Here is a 23,693-nt window from a genome sequence, read left to right as displayed (position 1 = left end):
ACCAAGTGAAACGACGTCTAACGACCAGACCCTGGTTCTCTACCACCCAAGGCAGCAACGCTGGCGGTGAGCACGGTCCCTGACGGAGTTGTTCCCCGTCAGGGACCTGCACGGGTGTGCGAGTGGTGCGGTGTTAGATGAGGTGGTTGTAGGTGTTCCAACCGCCGCCGACGCGGGTGCGTGATTCGAAGGGTGCGGTTGCGTTGCCTGTGCCGCGGTAGAGCCACAGGACCCCGGCACTGTCGGGTGCCACGAGGTCGGGGCGGCCGTCGGAGTTCAGGTCGCCGGTGACAACGAGTTGGTTGTAGGCGTTCCAGCCGCCGCCGACGCGGACCCTGGGGGCGAACGGGGTGGTGGCGTTGCTGGTGCCGCGGTAGAGCCACAGCACGCCGGAGGTGTCGCGGGCGAGCAGGTCGGGGCGGTGGTCTCCGGTGAGGTCGTTGCTTCCGGCGAGGGCGGTGTAGGTGTTCCAGCCGCCGCCGACGCGGGTGCGAGTGGCCAGGACCGTGTTGGTGCCGGTGCCCTTGTACAGCCACAGGACGCCGTCTTTGTCACGGGCGAGCAGGTCCGGTCGGGTGTCTCCGGTGAGGTCGCCGCCGCCTGTGAGGTTGTTGTAGACGTTCCAGCCGCCGCCGACGCGCAGGTGGCTGCTGGTGGACCCGCCGCGGTGGTACCACAGGGCGCCGGCGTCGTCCCGGAAGGCGAGGTCTCCGGCGGTCTTGTCGAGCATCAGCGGGGACACCCTGGCGATCTGGGTGTAGGCGCCGTCGTTGAGGCCGGTCGCGGTGCGTGGCTTGAACGGGGTGTCTCCGTTGCCGGTGCCCTGGTAGTCGTAGACGGCTCCCGTCTTGTCGCGGGCCTGCAGGCGGGCGCGTTCGCGGACCGGGGTCCCCTGGATGGCGAAGCCTCTTTGCGCGGTGACCCAGTGGCTACCGCCCGAGTAGATCTGGTAGCGGACCTGTGTCGTGAGCTTCCAGCTTTCGGTGCCGGGCGCCGCGTACAGCGTGTATTCGATGTCAGTGTCGCCGGTAGCGACGTCACAGGTGACGATGTAGGCGGGATCGATGACGGTGTATTCCGGGTGCAGGGCGCACTGCGCCCCTGAGCCTGAGGTGACCGCGGTGACGCGGATGTCGACGGCGTGGTCGTCCCAGGAGGGCTGGCCGGTCTGCGGGGTGAACCAGATGACCAGTTTGCCGCTGTCCACTGCGTGGATGTGGAGCTTGTGCTTGGTGGCTGTCCCGGCCGGAACATCGGGTGTGGTGAAGGCCAGGGTGTTCCGGGCGGCGTGTTCGGCCGTCTTGACGACTATCTGACCGGTCCCGTGCGTGGCGTCCGCCGGGCGGGCGGCGGCCGTCTGCGCCTGCTCCGCTGCGGCGGCGAGGTCCGTGCCGGTGGGTGCGTAGGCCACGCCGTAGTGAGCGGTGGTCATGTCCGCAGCATCGTCGGAGACGAGCAGGCGCGGCGCCGAGGCGTTGCTTGCGCTGGATACCGGGCACTTGTAGACGGCGGTGTAGCCGGTGATGGGCTTGCAGTGGAAGAATTGCTCCTCCGCGTAGGTCACACCCGCCGGGAGCCCGGCGCCCTGCCCGGCCGGGCCGGTCAGCGGGCCGGTGCCGAACGCGTACACCAGGTAGCCGTCCGCGGCGCCGGTCGCGGTCGGATGCGGAATGATCGGATCGCCGGGGGCCAGGGTGTAGTCCTCCAGGGTGAAGGAGTAGCTGTCCTCGGCGGCCACGGGAGCCGCCGCGGCTATGCCGGTACCGAGCAGCCCCGCGATCGTGGCTCCAGCCGCAGCGAGGCGGATGAAGGGTCTGTGCATCGAAGTCCTTGAAGTAGTGCAGCGGGTATGGCCGCTACAGGCCAAGCGGTGATCAAGGTGTGGCGCGTCACGACAGCTTGGGCCAGCCGCCCTCCTCCCGACAAGGGCAATCGGACTGCTGGCCGGGTGGCTGCCATGGCCGCCACCTCGCGGGCCGTCTCAGCCATCCAAATACGCCAGTTGTCAGTGGGTCTGTTCGCCATGGCCGGACGGTATGCCCAAGCACTGACAGTCCGCCGCCCACACGCTTTCCAACTGTCCGCGTCCCCGGTCGGTGGCGTTCGCCGGTGTACGCGCCGCAGCTCAGAAGGAGTGCACGTACAGCTACGAACGCCAACGGCCATCCGCGCACTGGACAAAGACCAGGACAACGAGGGCCTTCACTGGGGTACGCAATCGGGCGCCGGTGATGCGAGGGTCGGTGACCACCGGCCCCCGGATGGCTGCTCCCTGGCCGCCCCCGCCGAGGCATCGTCGGATTGTCAGATCGTAATCCCGTCAAGGCAGACTGGGACCTCGTTGATCGACTAGCGTTTACCGCGCAAGTGGCTGACGAGATCCATCGCAGCCACCGGGGACTGACGCGGCAGCGCGTGCGGCCACGAACGGGGCGCCGCGCGGCGGCAGATAATTACATCAATGAGGGGGGCGTGGGGGCACTGACCCGGACGTCGACTGAACCACTGCATGGAGGCCGCCGCCGGAGAGGTGGCGCGGGCCTCGCGGCCGGTGCAGCCGCCACGATTCTGGCGGTCGCGGGAACAGTCATCCCGCTCGCCGTGGCCGCGCCGCCCGCGCAGGCCGCCCAGGTGGCGACTGCGGCGGACTCGTCCCAGGAGGTCGTGATCCCGCCCGCCGACCGGGCCACACCCCGTGTGGACACCCCGCTGGCGGTGGGCAGCACCGGTTTTCTGCACCAGCAGGAGGGCCGGGACGGCTACACCTGGACTGACTTCGCGAGCGGCACCTCGACGCAGGTGCCCGGCCTGCAGACCTTGCCGGCCAATGCGCTCGTACGCCCCGTCGGGGCCGGAGGCGACCTGCTCGCCATCTCACCGAGCCCGGCCTGGGGCGCCCGCTGGTACAGCGTGCTCGATCCGCACACCGGTGAGCGCCGGGACGTGCAGCTCCCGGGGGCGAGCTATACCTTCCGGGGGACCGTCGCGGGCAAGGTGCTGGCACTGGAGTCCGCGACCAGTACCACCAGCTCCGACGGAGTGCTCCTGGACCCGGGAGCCGACCCCGCGCAGCCGCTGCACATCACCGGCCTGCCCGCGGGTGCCCAGCTGAACAGCCTCTCCCTGCAGCAGCAGGCCGCGGACGGCCGCGGCGCGGTGATCTCCTTCCGGCAGGACGGTGTGTACCGCTACGGCCTACTGGACCCCACGACCGCCGTGATCACCCCGCTCCCCGAGGCGATGAGCGGCGAGGGCCTGAACATCCTGCTGAGCGCCGATCGCATCGCCTGGTGGGGGCACGGCTACGCCGGCCTGCGCTGGCTGCCGCGAGGGGACTTCTCCTCCGGGGCGCAGGAGTTCCCGCTCCCCGACGACGCGTACCCCCTGGTCCTGCTCGGCGACACCCTCCTGACCTCGGCCCCGGACACCACCTCGGGCACCACGCTCGGCCGGCGGCTGACCGCCCGGCCGCTCGACGGCGCGGAGCCGAGCACCGTACTCGACCATCTCGCGCTCGTATCGGACTCCCCGCCGCAGGCGGCGGACGGAAGCGCTCTGTTCGTCGGCGGTACCGGAAGCGGCGACTGGGCGGTGCACCGTTTCACCGCGCGTCCCGACGAGACACCGGCACACGAGGTGGCCCAGCCGCTGCCCCCGGTGACCGCCAAGCTCCTGGGACTGAGCCTGTACCGGGGCACCCTCGACCGGGTGGATAGCACCGAGGGCAAGATCTCCATCCACCAGCAGGACATCGGCACCGGGCCGGTCCCCGTCGCGGGAGCGGCCGAGCCCTTGCCCGTGGGCATGCCCTCGTCCACCGTGCGCTGCGCGACGGGTGAAGACTGCGTACGGATCGTGGAGGGCAACGGGTACGGGGCGTCCTTCCTCTCCGAGACGGGCGGGCGGACGTACCTGGAGACCCGGGTGGACCCCCACACCTCGCACGTGCAGATGCCGCTGCCCGGCAGCGGCGGCGAGGTCCGGGACGCGTCCCCCTCGTACGTGGTGGTGGACGGCGGTTCCCCGAAGACCCAGTACCTGATCTTCCCGGGCTACGACAAGGTGATCCGCAGCCGCCCGGTGCAGGCCGCGGCGCTCTGGTACTCCACCCTGTGGAGCGCGACCCCCGCCAGCCCCGGCACGCTGACCGCGGAGCGGCTGACCTCGGACGCCACCACGCCCGGCAAGCCTGTGCGCACCGTGCGGACCGGCGCCGCCTGCGTGCCCACCGAGCTGCAGGCGACCGCGCGATGGCTCTACTGGTCCTGCGGTGCCGATCAGCAGGCCGGGGTGTACGACCTGGCGAACAACCGTGGTTTCGCCGTGCCGTCGGGCCCCGCCATGCTCGGCGACGGCTACGTGATCCGGCACGACCGTGCGGCGGGCGAGCTCAAGCTGACCGACTTCCACACCGGGAGCCCGCTCGCGGAGCGCTCCTTCGCCGTCCTCCCCGCCGGCACGCTCGCGGACGACCGCAGGATCACGTGGACCGTGGACAAGTACAGCGGTCATGTCGCCTACGTGGACGCCGACCGCCGCGTGCACGTGTCGGCGGACGGCGTGCCGGACTCCGCCCCGGTCATGGGGGAGGAGTACACCTCCGGGAGCGTCGCGCCGAGGACGACCTCGTCGTACTACTCGACCTGGACGGCTTCGTTCCAGCTGAGCCGCCCCGTGGACTCCTGGGAAGTGGACATCGCCCAGAAGGCGACCGGGCGCAGGGTGGCCACGCTGCGGGGTGGAGCCGTACGCGGTCGCGACGCCGTCGGGGCCTCGTGGAACGGCAGGGAGTCGAACGGCGCTCTCCCCCCGAGTGGTACCTACACCTGGCAGCTGACCGCCCGCGTCGGCGGCGGGACCGTGCCGGTGCGGGTGGGAAGCGGCACCCTCCAGGTGATGTGCGGCGCCCTGCCGACCCACGTCTACGACTGCGACGGCTTCCCCGACATGGTGGCGGTCCGCAAGGACGGCCAGACCGACTCGTGGGAGGGGCACCCCCAGGGGCACTTCTACAACCGCAGCTACACCGCGGACTGGCCAACCTCCTCCACCCTGGTTCCGGTCGGCGACATCAACGGCGACGGGTACGCGGACATGCTGGTCCGCAACTCCGCCGGCGAGCTGCGGGCGTACTGGGGCTTCGGGCAGGTGTACTTCGCCCGGGACACCAACAAGTCCACCGCCATCGGCAAGGGCTGGCAGCAGTACGACGTGCTGACCTCCCCCGGCGACCTGAACGGGGACGGCCGGGCCGACCTCGTCGCCCGCCAGACGGCCACCGGCGACATGTATTTCTACGCAGGAGCGGCCGGTGGGAAGTTCGCGGCCAGGGTCAGGATCTTCGCCAACTGGAAGACGTACGGGCAGATCACGGGCGTCGGCGACATCACCGGTGACGGCCGCCCCGACCTGCTCGGCCACGACCGCGACGGCGGCCTGTGGCGTTACAACGGATTGGGCAACGGCACCTTCGCGCCGCGGGTGAAGGTGTTCTCGGACTGGGGGCGTACCTACAACTCGGTCGTGGGCATCGGTGACCTGAGCGGCGACGGCAAGAACGACATCGTCGTGCGCGACTCGGCCGGAAAGCTCTTCCGCAACGACGGCAACGGCAAGGGTTCCTTCGGGGCCCGTACCCAGATCGGCAGCGGCTGGGGCGTCTACAAGGCGCTGTACTGACGGTCGGGAACAACAGCCTCCAGGCCTGCGCCTCCACCGGGAGCTGCAGGCCTGATGAGGGCGACCGCAATGCTGCGCGACACAGGGTGCGGTGAATGTCAGAGGGGTGCCCCCGTGTCCAGGGCACCCCCTGGCGGGTGCGTTCGCTGGAATGTGCGGAGATTGTGGGATTCGTACTCGTGGTGACATCGCTGCCACGACGGTTTCCAAGAGCGTCGCGGTATAGCTACCGGCGCCGCCTCTGACCTGCGCCTATTAGTCGATGCGGCAGAATCAGCACGCGCGACCGGCGTAGCCGCCCAGAGCGGGGCGGAGACAGGAGCGCAGGGCCCCGGCGGTGAGTCGGGGAGCGCGCGACGAGCGGAGCGAGGAGCCTTGACTGGTATGCCGAGAAGGGCTTGGACGGACTCCTGTTCGTGGGGGAGAAGGGCAAGCCGTTCCGGCGCTCCACCTTCGGCCGGAAGTGGCGCCGGGCCCGTGTGCTCGTGGGCATGCCTGACGGCTTCCGCTTCTACGATCTTCGTCACACCGGTCACACCCTGGCCACCCGGTCCGGGGCCACGCTCAAGGACACGATGGTCCGCGCCGGCCAGTCGTCGGAGAAGGCCGCGCTGATCTATCAGCATTCGGATCTTGAGCGACAGCAGGAGGTCGCGAGCGGGCTGGATGACCTCGTGCGGTCCGCCCGCGAGAAGGCCGTGGAGAAGCCTTCTGGTGCGGATCTGGTGCGCGACGCCTGAACTGGTCCAGACAACAAAGAAGCCCCGGGCCGTTGGCCTGGGGCTTTTGCATGGAGCGGGTGACGAGAATCGAACTCGCGCTCTGAGCTTGGGAAGCTCATGTTCTACCATTAAACTACACCCGCACGGAGCGCTGGTTGATCAGCGGCTCGGCGTCGCACACTCTACCTCATCGCAGGCCCCCGGCGTACGAGCCGGGGGCCCGGTCGTTGTGCCCGGAGGGTGGACACGGGTGCCGTGGGCGGTAGTTGGGGGCGTAGCGTACGGAGTCGGAGTGCCGCCTGGAGCGGCGTCCTGTTCATCCCCTAATGTGGCTTTCTCGTCCACGGTTTGTTGGGGAAGGGACTTGATGGACTCCATGCAGCGCACCGTCGTCCGCTGTGCCGAAGGGCACGTTTTCACTACCGCTTCGTTCCCGATGCAGCAGCTCGGGACCGATCGGATCGGTCCCGGGCGGCTTATCCGCTGTCCGCGCTGCGCCCGGTTGCGGCATGCCGTTCCCGTGGTGTTCGAGCAGCGGTAGAGGCGGCGGCAGACGGTCGTGGCAGGCGCGCGGGTGCGGTCCGGATTGGGGCGGGCCCGCGCGTTCTGCGTATCCTCGGGGCGTGCTTCTCTCAGACAAGGACATCCGGGCCGAGATCGACGCCGGGCGGGTCCGCATTGATCCGTTCGAACCGTCGATGGTGCAGCCCTCGAGCATCGACGTGCGGCTCGACCGCTACTTCCGGGTGTTCGAGAACCACCGCTATCCACACATCGACCCAGCCGTCGAGCAGGCGGACCTGACCCGCATGGTCGAGCCGGACGGCGACGAGGCGTTCATCCTGCACCCCGGCGAATTCGTGCTCGCCTCGACGTACGAGGTCATCTCGCTGCCCGACGATCTTGCGTCGCGGCTGGAGGGCAAGAGTTCGCTCGGCAGGCTCGGGCTGGTGACGCATTCGACGGCCGGGTTCATCGATCCCGGGTTTTCCGGGCATGTGACCCTCGAGCTGTCGAATCTCGCGACGCTTCCGATCAAGCTGTGGCCGGGTATGAAGATCGGCCAGCTGTGCATGTTCCGGCTGAGTTCGCCGTCGGAGTTCCCGTACGGCTCCGAGCGGTACGGGTCGCGCTACCAGGGGCAGCGTGGGCCGACGGCCTCGCGCTCCTTCATGAACTTCCATCGGACTCAGGTGTGATGCCGGACCATGAATGACGTACGGGAGAACCTGACGTACGAGGGGTTCGGCCACGCGGTGCGCGAACTCGCGCAGGCCGTGGCCGATGACGGGTACGAGCCGGATGTGGTGCTGAGCATCGCGCGCGGTGGCGTTTTCGTCGCGGGCGGGCTGGCGTACGCGCTGGACTGCAAGAACATCCACCTCGTGAATGTGGAGTTCTATACCGGGGTGGGGACGACGCTGGAGATGCCGGTCATGCTGGCACCCGTTCCGAATGCGATCGATTTCTCGGACAAGAAGGTTCTGATCGCCGACGACGTCGCCGACACCGGGAAGACGCTGAAGCTGGTCCGCGATTTCTGCATCGATCACGTCGCCGAGGTGCGCAGCGCGGTCATCTACGAGAAGTCGCACTCGCTCGTGAAGTGCGAGTACGTGTGGAAGAAGACCGATCGCTGGATCAACTTCCCGTGGAGTGTGGAGAAGCCCGTCGTGCGGCGCAGCGGGCAGGTTCTCGACGCCTGAGGGCCGAGAGCGTGGATGTGAAGAACCCCCGGTGCCGTGGCGCCGGGGGTTCTTTCGTGCGTGCGGGTGTCAGATCGTGCCGAGCTTGATGATCGACAGCAGTGCGATCAGCTGGATCGCGGACGCGCCCAGCGCCTTCGGCCACGGCAGGTCGTGCGACTTGCTCACCATGGAGGTGAAGAGCGCGGCCGAGGCCAGCCAGGTCACCCAGCCGAGGAGCTGGACCAGGGTGTTCTCGCCGCCCAGGAACAGCGCGAAGACCAGCCGGGGGGCATCCGTGATCGACATGATCAGCATGGAAAGGCCCACGGTCGGCTGCCAGGCGCCGTCGCCGCCGAGCTGGCGGGCGAGGGTGTGGGTGACCGCGCCGAGGACCAGGCCGCCGATGACGAAGCCGATGCCCGTGAAGACGACGTACGGGACGGCGGTGGAGATCGTCGCGTGGATCGCGTCGTCGCGGGCCTGGTCGAAGCCGAAGAGCGCCAGCAGTCCGTAGAGGAACGTGATGATGAGCGCCGGACCCCAGACGGGGTGGTCGCGCATCTGCCAGAACGTCGGACCGGGACGCAGCACTATGCCGCTCAGCAGCTGCTTCCAGTGCAGGCGGGGGCCTGCGGGCTGGGCGGGCACCTGGCCGGCGCGGTAGGTGTTGCCGTTGCCGTACGGGTCCTCGTCGATGCTGAACGCCTGTGTGTGACCCGGGTTGTTGGCGTACGGGTCGCCCTGGTGGGGGTACGGGGGGTGCTGCGGCTGGTTGTACGGGTGCGGGTCGCCGAAGTATTCCGGCTCGCCGTGTGCGCCGCCGTAGCCGCCGTTGCCCTGATGTGTGCCGGGCCGGCCCGATGCGTACGGGGCGCCGTTGCCTCCCGTCGGCGGCCATGGCTCCTGACCGTACGGCGGCGGTGGTGCCTGCGTGCCGTACGGCTGCTGCCGCGGTTGCTGTTGCCCTTGCTGCGGGGTGCGGTTGTCCCGGCCGCGTCCGATCCTGAATCCAGCCACGTAATCGAACGTACCTGGTCCGAGTGTGTGCGGTGGGGGAGCCGGGGGAACCGGGGCGCCTTTGCGGCCGAGCTGTGACATCCCTTAGGGGGAGTTGGGGGGGCGGCCCCGGGGAAGTCCCGGAGGCTGTCGGGGGAGCCCTCGGGGGCGCACGGGGTGGTCTTCGAACGACGCCGAACGGTGCGGGCTCCGGGGCCGTCCCGCGTACGGCGTCCCGTACGGCAGAAGCGGCCGGTCCTGCCCCCGAGGCAGGTCCGGCCGCTTCCGTCGCACGACGGCCCGGGTTACTTGACCGGCTCGGGCTCCGGTGCGTCCGCCGGCTCCGGTTCGCCCGCCGGGTCCGCCGGGGTCTTCACCGAGTCGAGCAGCAGCTGCGATACGTCGACCACCTGGACCGACTCCTTCGCCTTGCCGTCGTTCTTCTTGCCGTTGACCGAGTCGGTCAGCATGACGAGGCAGAACGGGCACGCGGTGGAGACGATGTCCGGGTTGAGGGAGAGGGCTTCGTCGACGCGCTCGTTGTTGATGCGCTTGCCGATCCGCTCCTCCATCCACATCCGGGCACCACCGGCGCCGCAGCAGAAGCCGCGCTCCTTGTGGCGGTGCATCTCCTCGTTCCGCAGCCCCGGCACCTTCGCGATGATCTCGCGCGGCGGCGTGTAGATCTTGTTGTGCCGGCCCAGGTAGCACGGGTCGTGGTACGTGATCAGGCCCTCGACCGGGGTCACCGGGATCAGCTTGCCCTCGTCCACCAGGTGCTGGAGCAGCTGCGTGTGGTGGATGACCTCGTACTCGCCGCCGAGCTGCGGGTACTCGTTCGCGATGGTGTTGAAGCAGTGCGGGCAGGTCGCGACGATCTTCTTCGACGACTTCGGCTTCTTCGTCGTCTCGTCCTCGTCGTCCTCGCCGAACGCCATGTTCAGCATCGCGACGTTCTCCTGGCCGAGCTGCTGGAACAGCGGCTCGTTGCCCAGGCGGCGGGCGGAGTCACCCGTGCACTTCTCGTCGCCGCCCATGATCGCGAACTTGACGCCCGCGATGTGGAGGAGCTCCGCGAAGGCCTTCGTGGTCTTCTTCGCCCGGTCCTCCAGGGCGCCGGCGCAGCCGACCCAGTACAGGTAGTCGATCTCCGAGAGGTCCTCGACGTCCTTGCCGACGATCGGGACCTCGAAGTCGACCTCCTTGGTCCACTCGACGCGCTGCTTCTTGGCGAGTCCCCAGGGGTTGCCCTTCTTCTCCAGGTTCTTGAGCATCGTGCCCGCCTCGGACGGGAACGCGGACTCGATCATCACCTGGTAACGGCGCATGTCGACGATGTGGTCGATGTGCTCGATGTCGACCGGGCACTGCTCCACGCACGCACCACATGTGGTGCAGGACCAGAGCACGTCCGGATCGATGACGCCGTTCTCCTCGACCGTGCCGATCAGCGGGCGCTCGGCCTCGGCGAGCGCGGCGGCGGGGACGTCCTTCAGCTGCTCCTCGGTCGCCTTCTCGTTGCCCTCCATGTCCTTGCCGCCGCCGGCGAGCAGGTACGGGGCCTTGGCGTGCGCGTGGTCGCGCAGCGACATGATCAGGAGCTTCGGGGAGAGCGGCTTGCCGGTGTTCCAGGCGGGGCACTGCGACTGGCAGCGACCGCACTCGGTACACGTGGAGAAGTCGAGGATGCCCTTCCAGGAGAACTGCTCGACCTGGGAGACGCCGAAGACGTCGTCCTCGCCCGGGTCCTCGAAGTCGATCTCCTTGCCGCCGGACGTCATCGGCTGCAGCGCGCCGAGCGCGACCGCGCCGTCCGCGTTCCGCTTGAACCAGATGTTCGGGAAGCCGAGGAAGCGGTGCCAGGCGACACCCATGTTGGTGTTGAGCGAGACCGTGATCATCCAGATCAGCGAGGTGCCGATCTTGATCATCGCGGTGAAGTAGATGAGGTTCTGGAGCGCGCCGAGGCTGAGCCCCTTGAAGGCGAGGACCAGGGGGTACGAGACGAAGTACGCGGCCTCGTAGCCCTCGACGTGGTGGATCGCGCCCTCGAGACCGCGCAGGGTCAGGATCGCCAGGCCGATGACGAGGATGACGTACTCGACGAAGTACGCCTGCCAGGCCTTCGAGCCCGCGAAACGGGACTTGCGGCCGGCCCGCGAGGGCAGGTTCAGCAGCCGGATGGCGATCAGCACGAGGATGCCGACCGTCGTCATCAGGCCGATGAACTCGATGTAGAGCTCGAACGGCAGCCATTCGCCGATGATCGGCAGCACCCAGTCGGCCTTGAAGAGCTGTCCGTACGCCTGGAGCAGCGTCGGCGGCAGCGTCAGGAAGCCGATGGCGACGAACCAGTGCGCGAAGCCGACGATCCCCCACCGGTTCATCCGGGTGTGGCCGAGGAATTCCTTGACCAGGGTGATCGTGCGCTGCTTCGGGTTGTCGGTGCGGCTGCCTGCCGGGACCGGCTGTCCGAGTGTGACGAACCGGTAGATCTGCGCGACGGCTCGGGCGATGAGCGCAACGCCGACCACAGTCAGCACCAGCGACACGATGATCGCGGCGAGTTGCATTTGGGGGCTCCTCGGGCCTGCGAGGGTGGGATCCAGCACTTATGGGATCCGGCACGGACGGTGCGTGCCGGACTACAAGCGATTACTAAGCAGTAACTTAATCAGTCTGTGCTGACACTATCCACTTATTCCGCCGCGCTGTAGCCGCGCAGCCGGTGATCTGTGTCGCTCAGGTGTGCCTTGCTGCGGCGGGTGAGCCCGCGGAGCGCGGCGCGCAGGGGCAGGCGTACGGCTTCCATCAGGATGACCAGGTCGAGTCCCAGCCAGTGGTGCTCGGCGTAGTGCTGGTCGAGCAGGGCCGGTTCGTCCCACGGCATTCCGGAACGGGAGCGGACCTGGGCCAGGCCGGTCAGGCCGGGTCTCAGTTCCTGCCGCCAGTGTGGCGCGGTGATCCCGGCCCGCGTGCGGTCCGCCGCGCCGGTCCGCTCGTCGTCGTCCTCCGGGGTGAGCGGTTCCGGCCCCACCAGGGAGAGCTCTCCGCGTACGACATGGGGCAGCCGGGAGAGCAGGTCCAGCCGGAGCCGGCGGGTCCGCAGGCTACGCATGACGAAGGGGCGGCCGCCCAGGCCGATCCGCACCGAGCGGTTCAGTGCACCGCCGGAGGGCTGCTGCAGGGCGAGCGCGACGGCCCCTGCGGCGAGCAGAGGGGCGGCCAGGGTGAGCAGGGCCGAGCCGAGGGCCAGATCCAACGCGCGCTTGGCCGTCATCTTCGTCTGCATCGTTCACACCTGCCGGGTTGGACGAAACGAGTGCCGGTTTTGTACGTCTCACGGCATTTTGTGACAGAACGATCCCATGCGGAGATGATGAAGCGGGGTGTGCGGGCCGGTCGGGTCGACGGGTGTCACCCGTGATCGTCAATAGACGTCATCCCTGTTTGTCAGATATGCACCCCCTTCATCTCGGACAAAACCGCAGGTGGCGTGGGGTGCGTGCACGATAGTTGAGTCGACTCCGCTCAGGTCTGTTGACTCCGAGAGGGCGATCATGCATCCTTGAGTCAGATCCACTCAAGTAGTCATGTTGGAGGAATTGAAATGGCACGTGCGGTCGGCATCGACCTGGGCACGACTAACTCCGTCGTCAGCGTTCTCGAAGGCGGCGAGCCCACCGTCATCACCAACGCCGAAGGCGCCAGGACCACGCCGTCCGTCGTCGCCTTCGCGAAGAACGGCGAGGTGCTGGTGGGCGAGGTCGCCAAGCGCCAGGCTGTTACCAACGTCGACAGGACCATCCGGTCGGTCAAGCGCCACATGGGCACCGACTGGAAGATCGACCTCGACGGCAAGAGCTTCAACCCGCAGCAGATGAGCGCCTTCATCCTGCAGAAGCTGAAGCGCGACGCGGAGGCGTACCTGGGCGAGAAGGTCACCGACGCGGTGATCACCGTCCCGGCGTACTTCAACGACTCCGAGCGTCAGGCGACGAAGGAGGCCGGCGAGATCGCGGGCCTGAACGTCCTGCGTATCGTCAACGAGCCGACGGCCGCCGCGCTGGCGTACGGGCTCGACAAGGACGACCAGACGATCCTCGTCTTCGACCTGGGTGGCGGCACCTTCGACGTGTCGCTCCTGGAGATCGGCGACGGTGTCGTCGAGGTGAAGGCCACCAACGGTGACAACCACCTCGGTGGTGACGACTGGGACCAGCGCGTCGTCGACTACCTGGTGAAGCAGTTCGCCAACGGTCACGGCGTGGACCTGTCCAAGGACAAGATGGCTCTTCAGCGTCTGCGCGAAGCCGCGGAGAAGGCGAAGATCGAGCTGTCCTCCTCGACGGAGACCACGATCAACCTGCCGTACATCACGGCGTCCGCCGAGGGCCCGCTGCACCTGGACGAGAAGCTCACGCGCGCCCAGTTCCAGCAGCTCACCGCGGACCTCCTGGACCGCTGCAAGAACCCGTTCCACAACGTCATCAAGGACGCGGGCATCCAGCTCTCCGAGATCGACCACGTCGTTCTCGTCGGTGGCTCGACCCGTATGCCGGCCGTCGCCGAGCTCGTCAAGGAGCTGACCGGTGGCCAGGAGGCCAACAAGGGTGTGAACCCGGACGAGGTCGTCGCCATCGGCGCCTCGCTCCAGGCCGGTGTCCTCAAGGGCGAGGTCAAGGACGTTCTGCTCCTCGACGTCACCCCGCTGTCCCTCGGTATCGAGACCAAGGGCGGCATCATGACGAAGCTCATCGAGCGCAACACGACGATCCCGACCAAGCGATCCGAGATCTTCACGACGGCCGAGGACAACCAGCCGTCGGTGCAGATCCAGGTCTACCAGGGCGAGCGCGAGATCGCGGCGTACAACAAGAAGCTCGGCATGTTCGAGCTGACCGGTCTGCCGCCGGCCCCGCGTGGCGTCCCGCAGATCGAGGTCGCGTTCGACATCGACGCCAACGGCATCATGCACGTCGCTGCCAAGGACCTCGGCACCGGCAAGGAGCAGAAGATGACCGTCACCGGCGGCTCCTCGCTGCCGAAGGACGAGGTCAACCGGATGCGTGAGGAGGCCGAGCAGTACGCGGAGGAGGACCACCGCCGCCGCGAGGCCGCCGAGTCGCGCAACCAGGGCGAGCAGCTCGTCTACCAGACGGAGAAGTTCCTCAAGGACAACGAGGACAAGGTCCCCGGCGACGTGAAGACGGAGGTGGAGGCCGCGCTCACCGAGCTGAAGGAGAAGCTCAAGGGCGAGGACACCGCCGAGATCCGCACCGCCACCGAGAAGGTTGCGGCCGTCTCCCAGAAGCTGGGCCAGGCGATGTACGCCAACGCGCAGGCCGAGGGCGGCCCGCAGGGTGACCCGCAGCCCGGCCAGGCGCAGGCCGACGCCGCCGACGACGTCGTCGACGCCGAGATCGTGGACGACGAGCGGGACGCCAAGGGCGGTGCGATGTGACCGAGGAGACTCCGGGCTTCGAGGAGAAGCCTGACGTCCCCTCCGGCGCCACCCCTGACGGAGCTGAGCCGAAGGACGCCGCCCCCTCTTCGGAGGAGGGGGCGTCCCCGGCCGGGGACGCAGTACAGACGGTCGGTCTCACCGCCCAGCTGGACCAGGTCCGCACCGCGCTCGCCGAGCGCACCGGTGACCTCCAGCGGCTGCAGGCCGAGTACCAGAACTACCGCCGCCGCGTCGAGCGGGACCGGGTCACGGTCAAGGAGATCGCTGTCGCGGGGCTCCTGTCCGAGCTCCTGCCCGTGCTCGACGACGTCGGTCGCGCCAGGGAGCACGGCGAGCTCGTGGGCGGGTTCAAGTCGGTGGCCGAGTCGCTCGAGACGATCGTCGCCAAGCTGGGCCTGCAGCAGTTCGGCAAGGAGGGCGAGCCCTTCGACCCGACGGTCCACGAGGCCCTGATGCACTCGTACGCGCCGGACGTCACCGAGACGACCTGCGTGGCGATCCTCCAGCCGGGGTATCGCATCGGCGACCGCACCATCCGCCCCGCGCGGGTGGCGGTGGCCGAGCCCCAGCCGGGCGCGGCCCCCGCGGCGGCGAAGGAAGAGAAGACCGACGACGAGGAGAGCGGTGGCACCGAGGAGGTCTGACATTTCGTCCGACCACCGCGGGGCCCACCGCCTGCCCCGGCGACCGGCCCTCGGGCCGGTCGCCCGGCAGATCGTCCGGAAGGAGGGACGTCGATGAGCACGAAGGACTTCGTCGAGAAGGACTACTACAAGGTCCTCGGCGTCCCCAAGGACGCCACCGACGCCGAGATCAAGAAGGCGTACCGCAAGCTCGCCCGGGAGTTCCACCCGGACGCCAACAAGGGCGACGACAAGGCGGAGGAGCGCTTCAAGGAGATCTCCGAGGCCAATGACATCCTCGGCGACTCCAAGAAGCGCAAGGAGTACGACGAGGCGCGCGCCCTCTTCGGCAACGGCGGCTTCAGGGCCGGTCCCGGTGGCGCGGGAGGCAACTTCAACTTCGACCTGGGCGACCTCTTCGGCGGCACCCAGGGCGGCGGCGCCGGCGGTCCCGGTGGTTTCGGCGGCGGCGGTCTCGGCGACGTCTTCGGCGGCCTGTTCAACCGGGGCGGCGGCGCGGGCACCCGCGTGCAGCCGCGCCGCGGCCAGGACATCGAGTCCGAGGTGACGCTCAGCTTCACCGAGGCGGTCGACGGGGCCACGGTCCCGCTGCGGATGTCCAGCCAGGCGCCCTGCAAGGCGTGTTCGGGCACCGGCGACAAGAACGGCACCCCGAGGGTCTGCCCGACCTGCGTCGGCACCGGACAGGTGTCGCGCGGCAGCGGCGGCGGGTTCTCTCTCACCGATCCCTGCGTGGACTGCAAGGGCCGGGGCCTCATCGCCCAGGACCCGTGCGATGTCTGCAAGGGCAGCGGGCGGGCGCGTTCCTCGCGCACCATGCAGGTCAGGATTCCGGCGGGCGTCTCCAACGGTCAGCGGATCCGGCTGCGCGGCAAGGGTGCCCCGGGCGAGCGAGGCGGCCCGGCCGGCGATCTGTACGTCGTCGTCCACGTCGACGCCCACCCGGTCTTCGGACGCAGGGACGACAACCTCACGGTCACCGTGCCCGTCACCTTCGTGGAGGCGGCACTCGGCGGCGAGGTGAAGGTCCCCACGCTCGGCGGACCCCCGGTCACCCTGAAGCTACCGGCCGGCACCCCGAACGGGCGCACGATGCGCGCCCGGGGCAAGGGCGCGGTGCGCAAGGACGGCACCCGGGGCGACCTGCTGGTCACCGTCGAGGTGGCGGTGCCGAAGGACCTGGGACCCGAGGCGCAGGACGCGCTGGAGGCCTACCGGAAGGCGACCGCGGGGGAGGACCCGCGGGCGGAGCTGTTCCAGGCTGCGAAGGGAGCTTGAGGTGGACGGCCGTCGACGCAATCCGTACGAACTGACCGATGACTCGCCGGTGTACGTGATCTCGATCGCGGCCCAGCTCTCGGGCCTGCATCCGCAGACACTGCGCCAGTACGACCGCCTCGGCCTGGTCTCCCCGGACCGCACGGCCGGCCGCGGCCGCCGCTACTCGGCCCGCGACATCGAGCTGCTGCGCACCGTGCAGCAGCTGTCGCAGGACGAGGGCATCAACCTGGCGGGCATCAAGCGCATCATCGAACTGGAGAACCAGGTGGCCGCGCTCCAGCAGCGCGTCGCCGAGCTCTCCTCGGCGCTGGACGGCGCGGCGGCGGCGATGCAGCAGCGCGAGGCGCAGGTGCATGCGTCGTACCGGCGCGATCTGGTGCCGTATCAGGACGTGCAGCAGACCAGCGCGTTGGTGGTCTGGCGGCCGAAGAAGCCCAGGGAATAAGCGCGTTTGCGGCGCTTGGATGAACGGCTGAGGCCCGTCACCCGGAAACGGGTGGCGGGCCTCCGTTGTGCGGGAGGTTCCTTCTCTCGCGGGCCGCGGGCCGCGGGAACGAGAGCGCCGGCGCAGGGCACGAGATCACCGCGGCGATACTCCGCCGACGTCCGGAGCCACGGGATCCCGCCCGGCCGGCGTGGTCGACGGGATCTCGTCCCTCACTCCCGGGCCGGCTCAGGAGCCGACGGGTGTGCGCCCGCGTGGTGTCGATTCGTCCTGGTCGACGAGGCCCGACTGGATGATGAGCGCACCGAGGTGGGTCCGGCTGGACGCGTGGAGCGTCTGCATGAGCTTGGCGATGTGGGACCGGCAGGTGCGGATGCTGATGCCGAGCTTGCGGGCGACGGTGTCGTCGACGTGACCCTCGACGAGGAGCCGCGCGATGCTGAGCTGCACGGCGGTGGCGGGGGCGCCGGGGGAGGCCTGGTGCAGGTTCTCCTCGATGGGGATGGCCTGGGCCCACAGCGCCTCGTACACCTGGACCAGATAGCGGACCAGGGCCGGGTGGCGGATCTCCAGGGCGACGTCGCGCTCGGGGGTGGCGGGGATGAAGGCGACCGCTCGGTCGAAGATGAGCAGCCGTTCGATGGTCTGCTCGATGGTCCGGACCTGGAGGCGGTCCGCGGGGACCTGGGCCAGATAGTGCTTGAGGTGGGGGCTGTAGCGGGCCGGGTGCTGGTAGAGATGGCGCAGCCGGGCTCCGCTGCTGATGGCCGGCTGCACGGTGCGCAGGGCCTGTTGCATCGTTTTGAGGGGACGGGTGCCACCTGGCTGTGCCGTCAGGATCTCGTCCCTCGCCAGGTGGGTGGCATCCATGACGGCCGTGTTGATCAGCGGCTTTCCCTCGATGACGGTGATGGCGAGGTTGGGGTCCTCGCTGGCGACCGACGTCAGGGGGGCCAGTGAGTCCGCAAGGGCCGTGGTGAGCCGTATCCGTTCGTGGATCTCGCGGGTGACGGGCTGCAGCAGATGCGCCAGGGCCGCGGACGGGGGCACGGGGCGCATCCAGGCGCCGTCCCGGGGGTCGGGGTGGACCAGCGCCATGTCGATGAGGCACGGGGCGGGCGCGAGGTCGGCGCGGGCGATCCTGCCCTTGCGGAGCGCCTCGGTGTAGAGCCGGATCCCGGAGTCGCACAGTTCAAGTGCGCCGTGCGAATGCCCGGGTTGCTCCTCGTCTCGACCCATTCGGGATCCCCTACTTTTGTGCACTGCAGCAAGATGACGGTGGTGGGAAGCCTAACCACAGGGGGAGTGTTGTCCCCGCTGGGTGGCGAACTCCCCCCGCGCAAAGGGGGCGTGGCCGCTTTCCCCCTTGTCGCGGCCACCGTCGCACCGGCCTGGGAGGAGGGCGGAGAGCGTCAGTGGTCCTGTTCCAGGAGTCCTGACCGGGCTATCAGGTAGCCGAGCTGGGCGCGGCTGTTGCTGCCGAGGATGGCGGACAGCTTGGCGACGTGCGCACGGCAGGTACGGACGTTCATGCCGAGGCGACGGGCGATCGCCTCGTCGACATGGCCCTCGACGAGGAGTTGGGCGATGGAGCGCTGAACACCACTGATGCCTTTGGGGGCCGGGTTGTAGTGAAGCTCCTCGAGGAGCGGGGAGGCGCGGTTCCAGAGTTGCTCGAAGACCTTGACCAGGTAGTCGACCAGCCCGGGATGGCGCAGTTCCAGCGCGATCTGGTCGTCGTTCTGGGCCGGAATGAACGCGACGGTCCGGTCGAACACGATCAGGCGCTCGATGAGTTCCTCGAGTGTGCGGATCTCCACCTTGCCCTCGGCCATGCGCTCCGCGTAGGCGAGTGTGCCCTGGCTGTGCCGGACGGTGTGCTGATAGAGGGTGCGCATGCCGACGCCGCGGTCGACCACCGACAGGCCTCGTTCCAGCCCTTCTCTGAGGCGGTCCTCGCCCCGGTCGCCCCCCGGCTGGACGGTGAGGACCTCGACGCGGCACTCCGCGGTGGCGAGATCGAGCGCTGCGTTGATCCGATTGCTTCCCTCGAGCACCGTGATGGCATGGGTGATCGGCGAATCCTGGGCGCTGATGTCCATGAACGGCTCGAACGAATCGGTCAGCTCGACGGAGCGCCGTCTGCGTTCCTGGATTTCACGTTCCAGGGGATGCAGGCGTTGTGCCAGCGCGGCGGACGGGGGAACCGGGCGGAGCCAGGCGGGGTCGTCGGGGTCGGGGTGGAGGAGAGCGAAGTCCATCAGGCAGGGCGCCGGGGCGACCTCGGAGCGCAATATGCGCCCGGAGCGCAGCGCACTGGCGTAGAGGTGCCTTCCCACTTCGCATAGTTCGGTGATCCCGTGAGGATGTGCCTGCTTTGTATCGATTGTCGCCATATCTCCACCCCCCAGGTTCCTGAACATGCAGGAACATGATGCATCTACCCGGTGGTGTTTGTGTGCCCAGGTGAGACATCGTCTTTGGTGCGGGGGAGAGGAATCCACAAGTGAGGACGAAGCCGACTATGTACAAGCGAATGCTTCGCTCGGCGCTTGCCGCCACATTCGTCGTGGCCCTGGGCTATGGCGCGCTGGCCAGCGATGAGATCAGTTGGAGCGCTGAGGCGGCAGGCCCGCCCGGTGAGATCAGCTGGAGCGTTGAGGCCGATGGCGCACCCGGTGAGATCAGCTGGTCCGCGCCGGCTGACACTCCCGGTGAGATCAGCTGGTCCGCGCCGGCCGACGCGCCCGGTGAGATCAGCTGGTCCGCGCCGGCCGACGCCGGCGCATGACCATCCCGCCGGACGACCGGGTCTTCCGACGCGAAATGGCCTCGGCCTACCGCTCAGGGTGGCACTTCATCGATCTGCTCACGGCCCTCCCCCGCCATGGCGATTCGTTGATGGTCACCCTGCTCGGAGAGCCCATCGTCGTCGTCCTCGAGGACGACGACGAGGTCCGCGCCTACCGGTGTCTCCGTCGTCCACGGGGGGCGCCGCGCCCCGTCCGGTGTGCCATCCGGTACGGAATGATCTTCGTCAATCTCGATCAGCGGGACCACCAGCTGATCGAACCCGAAACCATCACCGCCACCCCCCGCAGTGCCTGAGCGATCCCCCGTCGTTCCATGTCGCTCAGACACTCCCCCACACAGCGGCGCCACCGTGACCTGAACGCGGTGGCGCCGCTGTGCTGCCCGGGTCAGGCCGTGCGGACCGGTGCGCCCCGGCCCAGCGCCCGGTCGAGGGCGATCTCGATGACGACCCGGTCCGGATTGGGCGCCGGGGTGCGTTCGTAGCGTTCCGCGTAGCGGCGTACCGCGTCGGCGACCACGTCCGGCTCCGTGCGGACCGTCGCGAGGCCCTCCAGCGTCGCCCAGCGGCCCCGGTCCACCTGGCAGACCGCCACCCGTGCCCCGCCCGGGCCGGCGGCCAGGACGTGGGCGACCTTTCTGCTGCTCTTGTTGGTGATGATGCGCGCGAGCCCCGCCTCGGGGTCGTACGTCACGCCGACCGGCACCACGTGCGGGGTGCCGTCGGGGCGCAGGGTGGTCAGGGTGCACACGTGGTACTCGCGCCAGAAGGCGAGGTACTCGGGGCTGGGGTTGCGTACGTCTACGGCCATGGGCAAAGGGTAGGCAGCCCCGCCCGCTCTGCGGTGGCGGAGGGGTTCTGCGGCCGGTTCACTCGGAACATGGGCGGGATTCCGTGTCGGCTGCCGTCCGTCGGCGGTTTCTGCCGGAGAATTCCGTGGGAGTCTCGACTTGAGTGGAATAGACTCAACTTTGTGGAAGTTGACTGAGTCATTGCCGTGAACACCGTGGACGGACCAGCCACCGCAAGGAGGAGAGCGCAGACGTGGACGCCGAGCTGACCAACAAGAGCCGGGACGCCATCAACGCGGCCACCAACAAGGCCGTGAAGGACGGGCACGCCGATCTGACCCCGGGGCATCTTCTGCTCGCTCTCCTGGAGGGCGAGGACAACGAGAACATCACCGACCTGCTGGCCGCCGTCGACGCCGACCAGGTCGCCGTGCGGGCCGAGACCGACCGGCTGCTCGCGTCGCTGCCCAGCGTCACCGGCGCGACCGTCGCCCCGCCGCAGCCCAACCGTGAGCTGCTCGCGGTCATCTCCGACGCCGCTCAGCGCGCGAAGGAACTCGGCGACGACTACCTCTCCACCGAGCACCTGCTGATCGCCATCGCCGCCGTGGGCGGCCGCGCCGGTGAGATCCTGACCCGGCAGGGGGCCAACGCCAAGAAGCTGCTGGACGCATTCGAGAAGAGCAGGGGAGGGCGCCGGGTGACCACACCCGACCCGGAGGGTCAGTACAAGGCCCTGGAGAAGTTCGGCACCGACTTCACGGCTGCCGCCAGGGACGGCAAGCTCGACCCCGTCATCGGACGTGACCAGGAGATCCGGCGCGTCGTGCAGGTCCTGTCGCGGCGGACGAAGAACAACCCCGTGCTCATCGGTGAGCCCGGCGTCGGCAAGACCGCCGTCGTCGAAGGTCTCGCCCAGCGCATCGTCAAGGGCGACGTGCCGGAGAGCCTGCGCAACAAGCGGCTGGTCTCGCTGGACCTCGGAGCGATGGTCGCGGGGGCCAAGTACCGCGGCGAGTTCGAGGAACGGCTGAAGAGCGTCCTCTCCGAGATCAAGGAGAGCGACGGGCAGATCATCACGTTCATCGACGAGCTGCACACCGTCGTGGGCGCCGGCGCCGGCGGCGACTCCGCCATGGACGCCGGCAACATGCTCAAGCCCATGCTGGCCCGTGGAGAGCTGCGGATGGTCGGCGCGACCACGCTCGACGAGTACCGCGAGCGGATCGAGAAGGACCCCGCCCTGGAGCGCCGCTTCCAGCAGGTCCTGGTCGCCGAACCGTCCGTCGAGGACACCATCGCGATCCTCCGCGGGCTCAAGGGACGGTACGAGGCGCACCACAAGGTGCAGATCGCGGACTCCGCACTGGTCGCCGCCGCGACCCTGTCCGACCGCTACATCACCTCCCGCTTCCTCCCCGACAAGGCGATCGACCTGGTCGACGAGGCGGCGTCCCGGCTGCGCATGGAGATCGACTCCTCGCCCGTCGAGATCGACGAACTGCAGCGCGCCGTCGACCGCCTCCGCATGGAGGAGCTGGCGCTGAAGAACGAGACCGACGCCGGTTCCGTCCAGCGTCTGGAGAAGCTCCGCCGCGACCTCGCCGACAAGGAGGAGGAGCTGCGAGGTCTCACCGCCCGCTGGGAGAAGGAGAAGCAGGGCCTCAACCGCGTCGGTGAGCTGAAGGAACGCCTCGACGACCTGCGCGGGCAGGCCGAACGCGCCCAGCGCGACGGCGACTTCGACACCGCGTCCAAGCTGCTGTACGGAGAGATTCCCGGCCTGGAGCGGGAGCTGGCGGAGGCGGACGAGGCCGAGCAGGAGGCCGCCAAGGACACCATGGTCAAGGACGAGGTCGGCCCGGACGACATCGCCGACGTCGTCGGTGCCTGGACCGGCATCCCGGCCGGACGGCTGCTGGAGGGCGAGACCCAGAAGCTGCTGCGCATGGAGGAGGAGCTGGGCCGGCGGCTGATCGGCCAGACCGAGGCCGTCCGCGCGGTGTCGGACGCGGTGCGCCGCACCAGGGCCGGTATCGCCGACCCGGACCGGCCCACCGGATCGTTCCTCTTCCTCGGTCCGACCGGTGTCGGCAAGACCGAGCTGGCGAAGGCACTCGCCGACTTCCTGTTCGACGACGAACGGGCCATGGTCCGCATCGACATGAGCGAGTACAGCGAGAAGCACAGCGTCGCCCGGCTGGTCGGCGCGCCCCCCGGCTATGTGGGGTACGAGGAGGGCGGCCAGCTCACGGAGGCGGTCCGCCGCCGCCCGTACAGCGTCGTCCTGCTCGACGAGGTGGAGAAGGCCCACCCGGAGGTCTTCGACATCCTGCTCCAGGTGCTCGACGACGGGCGGCTGACCGACGGCCAGGGCCGGACGGTGGACTTCCGCAACACCATCCTGATCCTGACGTCGAACCTCGGCAGTCAGTTCCTGATGGACCCGCTGACCAAGCCGGAGGAGAAGAAGCAGCAGGTGCTGGAGGTCGTACGCGCCTCCTTCAAGCCGGAGTTCCTCAACCGGCTCGACGACCTGGTGGTCTTCTCCGCACTCTCCGGCGACGAGCTCGCGCACATCGCGGCGCTCCAGATCGACCGGCTCGCCAAGCGGCTGGCCGACCGGCAGCTCATCCTCGACGTCACCCCGGCCGCGCTGGCCTGGCTGGCGAAGGAAGGCAACGACCCGGCGTACGGGGCGCGGCCGCTGCGCCGCCTGATCCAGACGGCGATCGGCGACCGGCTCGCGAAGGAGATCCTCGCGGGCGAGGTCGCGGACGGGGACACCGTGCGGGTGGACACGTTCGGGGACGGCGAGGACGCCGGTCTGATCGTGGGGGCCGTCAGGTGACGGGCCGGGCGGCCGAGGCCCGGGTGGGTCCCGGCCGCCGCCTCGGCCCCGCGCGGGGCCGACGGGCACGAGGGCGGAGTCCGCGTCCACGTGCCCACCCGGGCGCCGGGTGACGTGGAGCGCGGGCGGCGCCGGGACGGCTGCCGGCGGACGGATGGTGCCCCGGTCGGGTGTTCCGTCCCCGGCACGCGCTTCCGGCCGGCTCCCCGGATACCCGCCGACGGGCCGAATCATGTCAGCCGGTAGCTGATCTGCCCGGTTGGGGGTTGCCATCCCCTGCCTGCCATGGGAGAGGATGGCGGCAACCGTACGAAGGG

17 protein-coding genes, 1 tRNA gene and 1 pseudogene are annotated in these 23,693 nt (G+C 69.0%); 11 read left to right on the top strand and 8 right to left on the bottom strand.

Features of this window, described 5'->3' with window-relative positions; genetic code table 11:
- Positions 1–133: 133 nt before the first annotated feature.
- Positions 134–1,822, bottom strand: coding sequence for an FG-GAP repeat domain-containing protein (locus OG878_RS19145; protein ID WP_328887914.1), 1,689 nt, complete (start codon positions 1,820–1,822; stop codon positions 134–136).
- Positions 1,823–2,601: 779 nt separating this feature from the next.
- Here OG878_RS19145 and OG878_RS19140 point away from each other — a divergent pair.
- A complete protein-coding gene (locus OG878_RS19140) occupies positions 2,602–5,679 on the top strand; it encodes an FG-GAP-like repeat-containing protein (protein WP_328887913.1) in 3,078 nt (1,025 codons plus the stop codon).
- Positions 5,680–6,047: 368 nt separating this feature from the next.
- Positions 6,048–6,419: pseudogene (locus tag OG878_RS19135) on the top strand (tyrosine-type recombinase/integrase); the annotation flags it as partial.
- 51 nt (positions 6,420–6,470) lie between these two features.
- On the opposite strand, the gene OG878_RS19130 reads toward OG878_RS19135, so the two are convergent.
- Positions 6,471–6,544, bottom strand: a tRNA-Gly gene (locus tag OG878_RS19130).
- A gap of 480 nt (positions 6,545–7,024) precedes the next feature.
- Here OG878_RS19130 and dcd point away from each other — a divergent pair.
- Together dcd and OG878_RS19120 are read left to right on the top strand one after the other, a co-directional pair.
- A complete protein-coding gene (gene dcd / locus OG878_RS19125) occupies positions 7,025–7,600 on the top strand; it encodes a dCTP deaminase (RefSeq protein ID WP_277327446.1) in 576 nt (191 codons plus the stop codon).
- Positions 7,601–7,609: 9 nt separating this feature from the next.
- Entirely contained in the window at positions 7,610–8,107 is a 498-nt protein-coding gene (locus OG878_RS19120) for a phosphoribosyltransferase (RefSeq protein WP_277327447.1), read from the top strand.
- A gap of 69 nt (positions 8,108–8,176) precedes the next feature.
- Here the strand turns inward: OG878_RS19120 and OG878_RS19115 are convergent, their stop codons facing one another.
- From OG878_RS19115 to OG878_RS19105, 3 genes are all read right to left on the bottom strand, one after another.
- The gene (locus OG878_RS19115) at positions 8,177–9,106 is read right to left on the bottom strand and encodes a Yip1 family protein (RefSeq protein ID WP_328887912.1); all 930 of its coding nucleotides are present in this window, start codon (positions 9,104–9,106) and stop codon (positions 8,177–8,179) included.
- A gap of 284 nt (positions 9,107–9,390) precedes the next feature.
- Positions 9,391–11,658 carry a (Fe-S)-binding protein gene (locus OG878_RS19110; RefSeq protein ID WP_328887911.1) on the bottom strand — a complete coding sequence of 756 codons (2,268 nt, stop codon included), beginning with the start codon at positions 11,656–11,658 and terminating at the stop codon, positions 9,391–9,393.
- A 125-nt stretch (positions 11,659–11,783) separates the two neighbouring features.
- Positions 11,784–12,377: a sugar transferase gene (locus tag OG878_RS19105; RefSeq protein WP_328887910.1), complete on the bottom strand. Its 594-nt coding sequence runs from the start codon at positions 12,375–12,377 to the stop codon at positions 11,784–11,786.
- 318 nt (positions 12,378–12,695) lie between these two features.
- Here OG878_RS19105 and dnaK point away from each other — a divergent pair, with 318 nt between their 5' ends.
- The 4 genes from dnaK to OG878_RS19085 all read left to right on the top strand — a co-directional run bounded on the left by dnaK (position 12,696) and on the right by OG878_RS19085 (position 16,922).
- Positions 12,696–14,549, top strand: coding sequence for a molecular chaperone DnaK (gene dnaK / locus OG878_RS19100; protein ID WP_328887909.1), 1,854 nt, complete (start codon positions 12,696–12,698; stop codon positions 14,547–14,549).
- Complete coding sequence (gene grpE, locus OG878_RS19095; protein WP_328887908.1) at positions 14,546–15,196, top strand: nucleotide exchange factor GrpE; 651 nt, start codon at positions 14,546–14,548, stop codon at positions 15,194–15,196. The genes dnaK and grpE overlap by 4 nt, the downstream gene beginning before the upstream one ends.
- A 93-nt stretch (positions 15,197–15,289) precedes the next feature.
- Positions 15,290–16,474, top strand: coding sequence for a molecular chaperone DnaJ (gene dnaJ, locus OG878_RS19090; protein WP_328887907.1), 1,185 nt, complete (start codon positions 15,290–15,292; stop codon positions 16,472–16,474).
- Position 16,475: 1 nt separating this feature from the next.
- Positions 16,476–16,922 (top strand): heat shock protein transcriptional repressor HspR, encoded by a 447-nt coding sequence (locus tag OG878_RS19085; RefSeq protein ID WP_328887906.1) that lies wholly within the window; start codon positions 16,476–16,478, stop codon positions 16,920–16,922.
- Positions 16,923–17,150: 228 nt separating this feature from the next.
- Here the strand turns inward: OG878_RS19085 and OG878_RS19080 are convergent, their stop codons facing one another.
- The gene (locus tag OG878_RS19080; RefSeq protein ID WP_328887905.1) at positions 17,151–18,161 is read right to left on the bottom strand and encodes a helix-turn-helix transcriptional regulator; all 1,011 of its coding nucleotides are present in this window, start codon (positions 18,159–18,161) and stop codon (positions 17,151–17,153) included.
- A 173-nt stretch (positions 18,162–18,334) separates the two neighbouring features.
- Positions 18,335–19,345 carry a helix-turn-helix transcriptional regulator gene (locus OG878_RS19075; protein ID WP_328887904.1) on the bottom strand — a complete coding sequence of 337 codons (1,011 nt, stop codon included), beginning with the start codon at positions 19,343–19,345 and terminating at the stop codon, positions 18,335–18,337.
- A 101-nt stretch (positions 19,346–19,446) separates the two neighbouring features.
- Between OG878_RS19075 and OG878_RS19070 the strand changes: the two genes are divergently transcribed.
- Both OG878_RS19070 and OG878_RS19065 read left to right on the top strand, forming a co-directional pair.
- Complete coding sequence (locus tag OG878_RS19070) at positions 19,447–19,713, top strand: hypothetical protein (RefSeq protein ID WP_328887903.1); 267 nt, start codon at positions 19,447–19,449, stop codon at positions 19,711–19,713.
- Positions 19,710–20,030 carry a (2Fe-2S)-binding protein gene (locus OG878_RS19065; protein WP_277327458.1) on the top strand — a complete coding sequence of 107 codons (321 nt, stop codon included), beginning with the start codon at positions 19,710–19,712 and terminating at the stop codon, positions 20,028–20,030. The genes OG878_RS19070 and OG878_RS19065 overlap by 4 nt, the downstream gene beginning before the upstream one ends.
- Before the next feature lie 92 nt (positions 20,031–20,122).
- On the opposite strand, the gene OG878_RS19060 is transcribed toward OG878_RS19065, so the two are convergent.
- The gene (locus OG878_RS19060) at positions 20,123–20,545 is read right to left on the bottom strand and encodes a pyridoxamine 5'-phosphate oxidase family protein (protein WP_328887902.1); all 423 of its coding nucleotides are present in this window, start codon (positions 20,543–20,545) and stop codon (positions 20,123–20,125) included.
- Positions 20,546–20,778: 233 nt separating this feature from the next.
- Between OG878_RS19060 and clpB the strand changes: the two genes are divergently transcribed.
- Positions 20,779–23,376 carry an ATP-dependent chaperone ClpB gene (clpB, locus tag OG878_RS19055; RefSeq protein ID WP_328887901.1) on the top strand — a complete coding sequence of 866 codons (2,598 nt, stop codon included), beginning with the start codon at positions 20,779–20,781 and terminating at the stop codon, positions 23,374–23,376.
- Positions 23,377–23,693 lie beyond the last annotated feature (317 nt).

Origin of the sequence: Streptomyces sp. NBC_00316 (assembly GCF_036158715.1) — a bacterium.
Classification (GTDB): domain Bacteria; phylum Actinomycetota; class Actinomycetes; order Streptomycetales; family Streptomycetaceae; genus Streptomyces.
Note: the sequence above shows the minus strand (reverse complement) of the source record. Positions and strands in the feature narration are given on the sequence as shown.

What these genes read in the sequence shown, in the direction of transcription:
- OG878_RS19145 (WP_328887914.1), bottom strand. Translation starts at nt 1,822, where the DNA reads ATGCACAGACCCTTCATCCGCCTCGCTGCGGCTGGAGCCACGATCGCG.
- OG878_RS19080 (WP_328887905.1), bottom strand. Translation starts at nt 18,161, where the DNA reads ATGGGTCGAGACGAGGAGCAACCCGGGCATTCGCACGGCGCACTTGAA.
- OG878_RS19075 (WP_328887904.1), bottom strand. Translation starts at nt 19,345, where the DNA reads ATGTTCAGGAACCTGGGGGGTGGAGATATGGCGACAATCGATACAAAG.
- dnaJ (WP_328887907.1), top strand. Translation starts at nt 15,290, where the DNA reads ATGAGCACGAAGGACTTCGTCGAGAAGGACTACTACAAGGTCCTCGGC.
- OG878_RS19060 (WP_328887902.1), bottom strand. Translation starts at nt 20,545, where the DNA reads ATGGCCGTAGACGTACGCAACCCCAGCCCCGAGTACCTCGCCTTCTGG.
- OG878_RS19065 (WP_277327458.1), top strand. Translation starts at nt 19,710, where the DNA reads ATGACCATCCCGCCGGACGACCGGGTCTTCCGACGCGAAATGGCCTCG.
- OG878_RS19070 (WP_328887903.1), top strand. Translation starts at nt 19,447, where the DNA reads ATGTACAAGCGAATGCTTCGCTCGGCGCTTGCCGCCACATTCGTCGTG.
- OG878_RS19110 (WP_328887911.1), bottom strand. Translation starts at nt 11,658, where the DNA reads ATGCAACTCGCCGCGATCATCGTGTCGCTGGTGCTGACTGTGGTCGGC.
- OG878_RS19120 (WP_277327447.1), top strand. Translation starts at nt 7,610, where the DNA reads ATGAATGACGTACGGGAGAACCTGACGTACGAGGGGTTCGGCCACGCG.
- dnaK (WP_328887909.1), top strand. Translation starts at nt 12,696, where the DNA reads ATGGCACGTGCGGTCGGCATCGACCTGGGCACGACTAACTCCGTCGTC.
- OG878_RS19105 (WP_328887910.1), bottom strand. Translation starts at nt 12,377, where the DNA reads ATGCAGACGAAGATGACGGCCAAGCGCGCGTTGGATCTGGCCCTCGGC.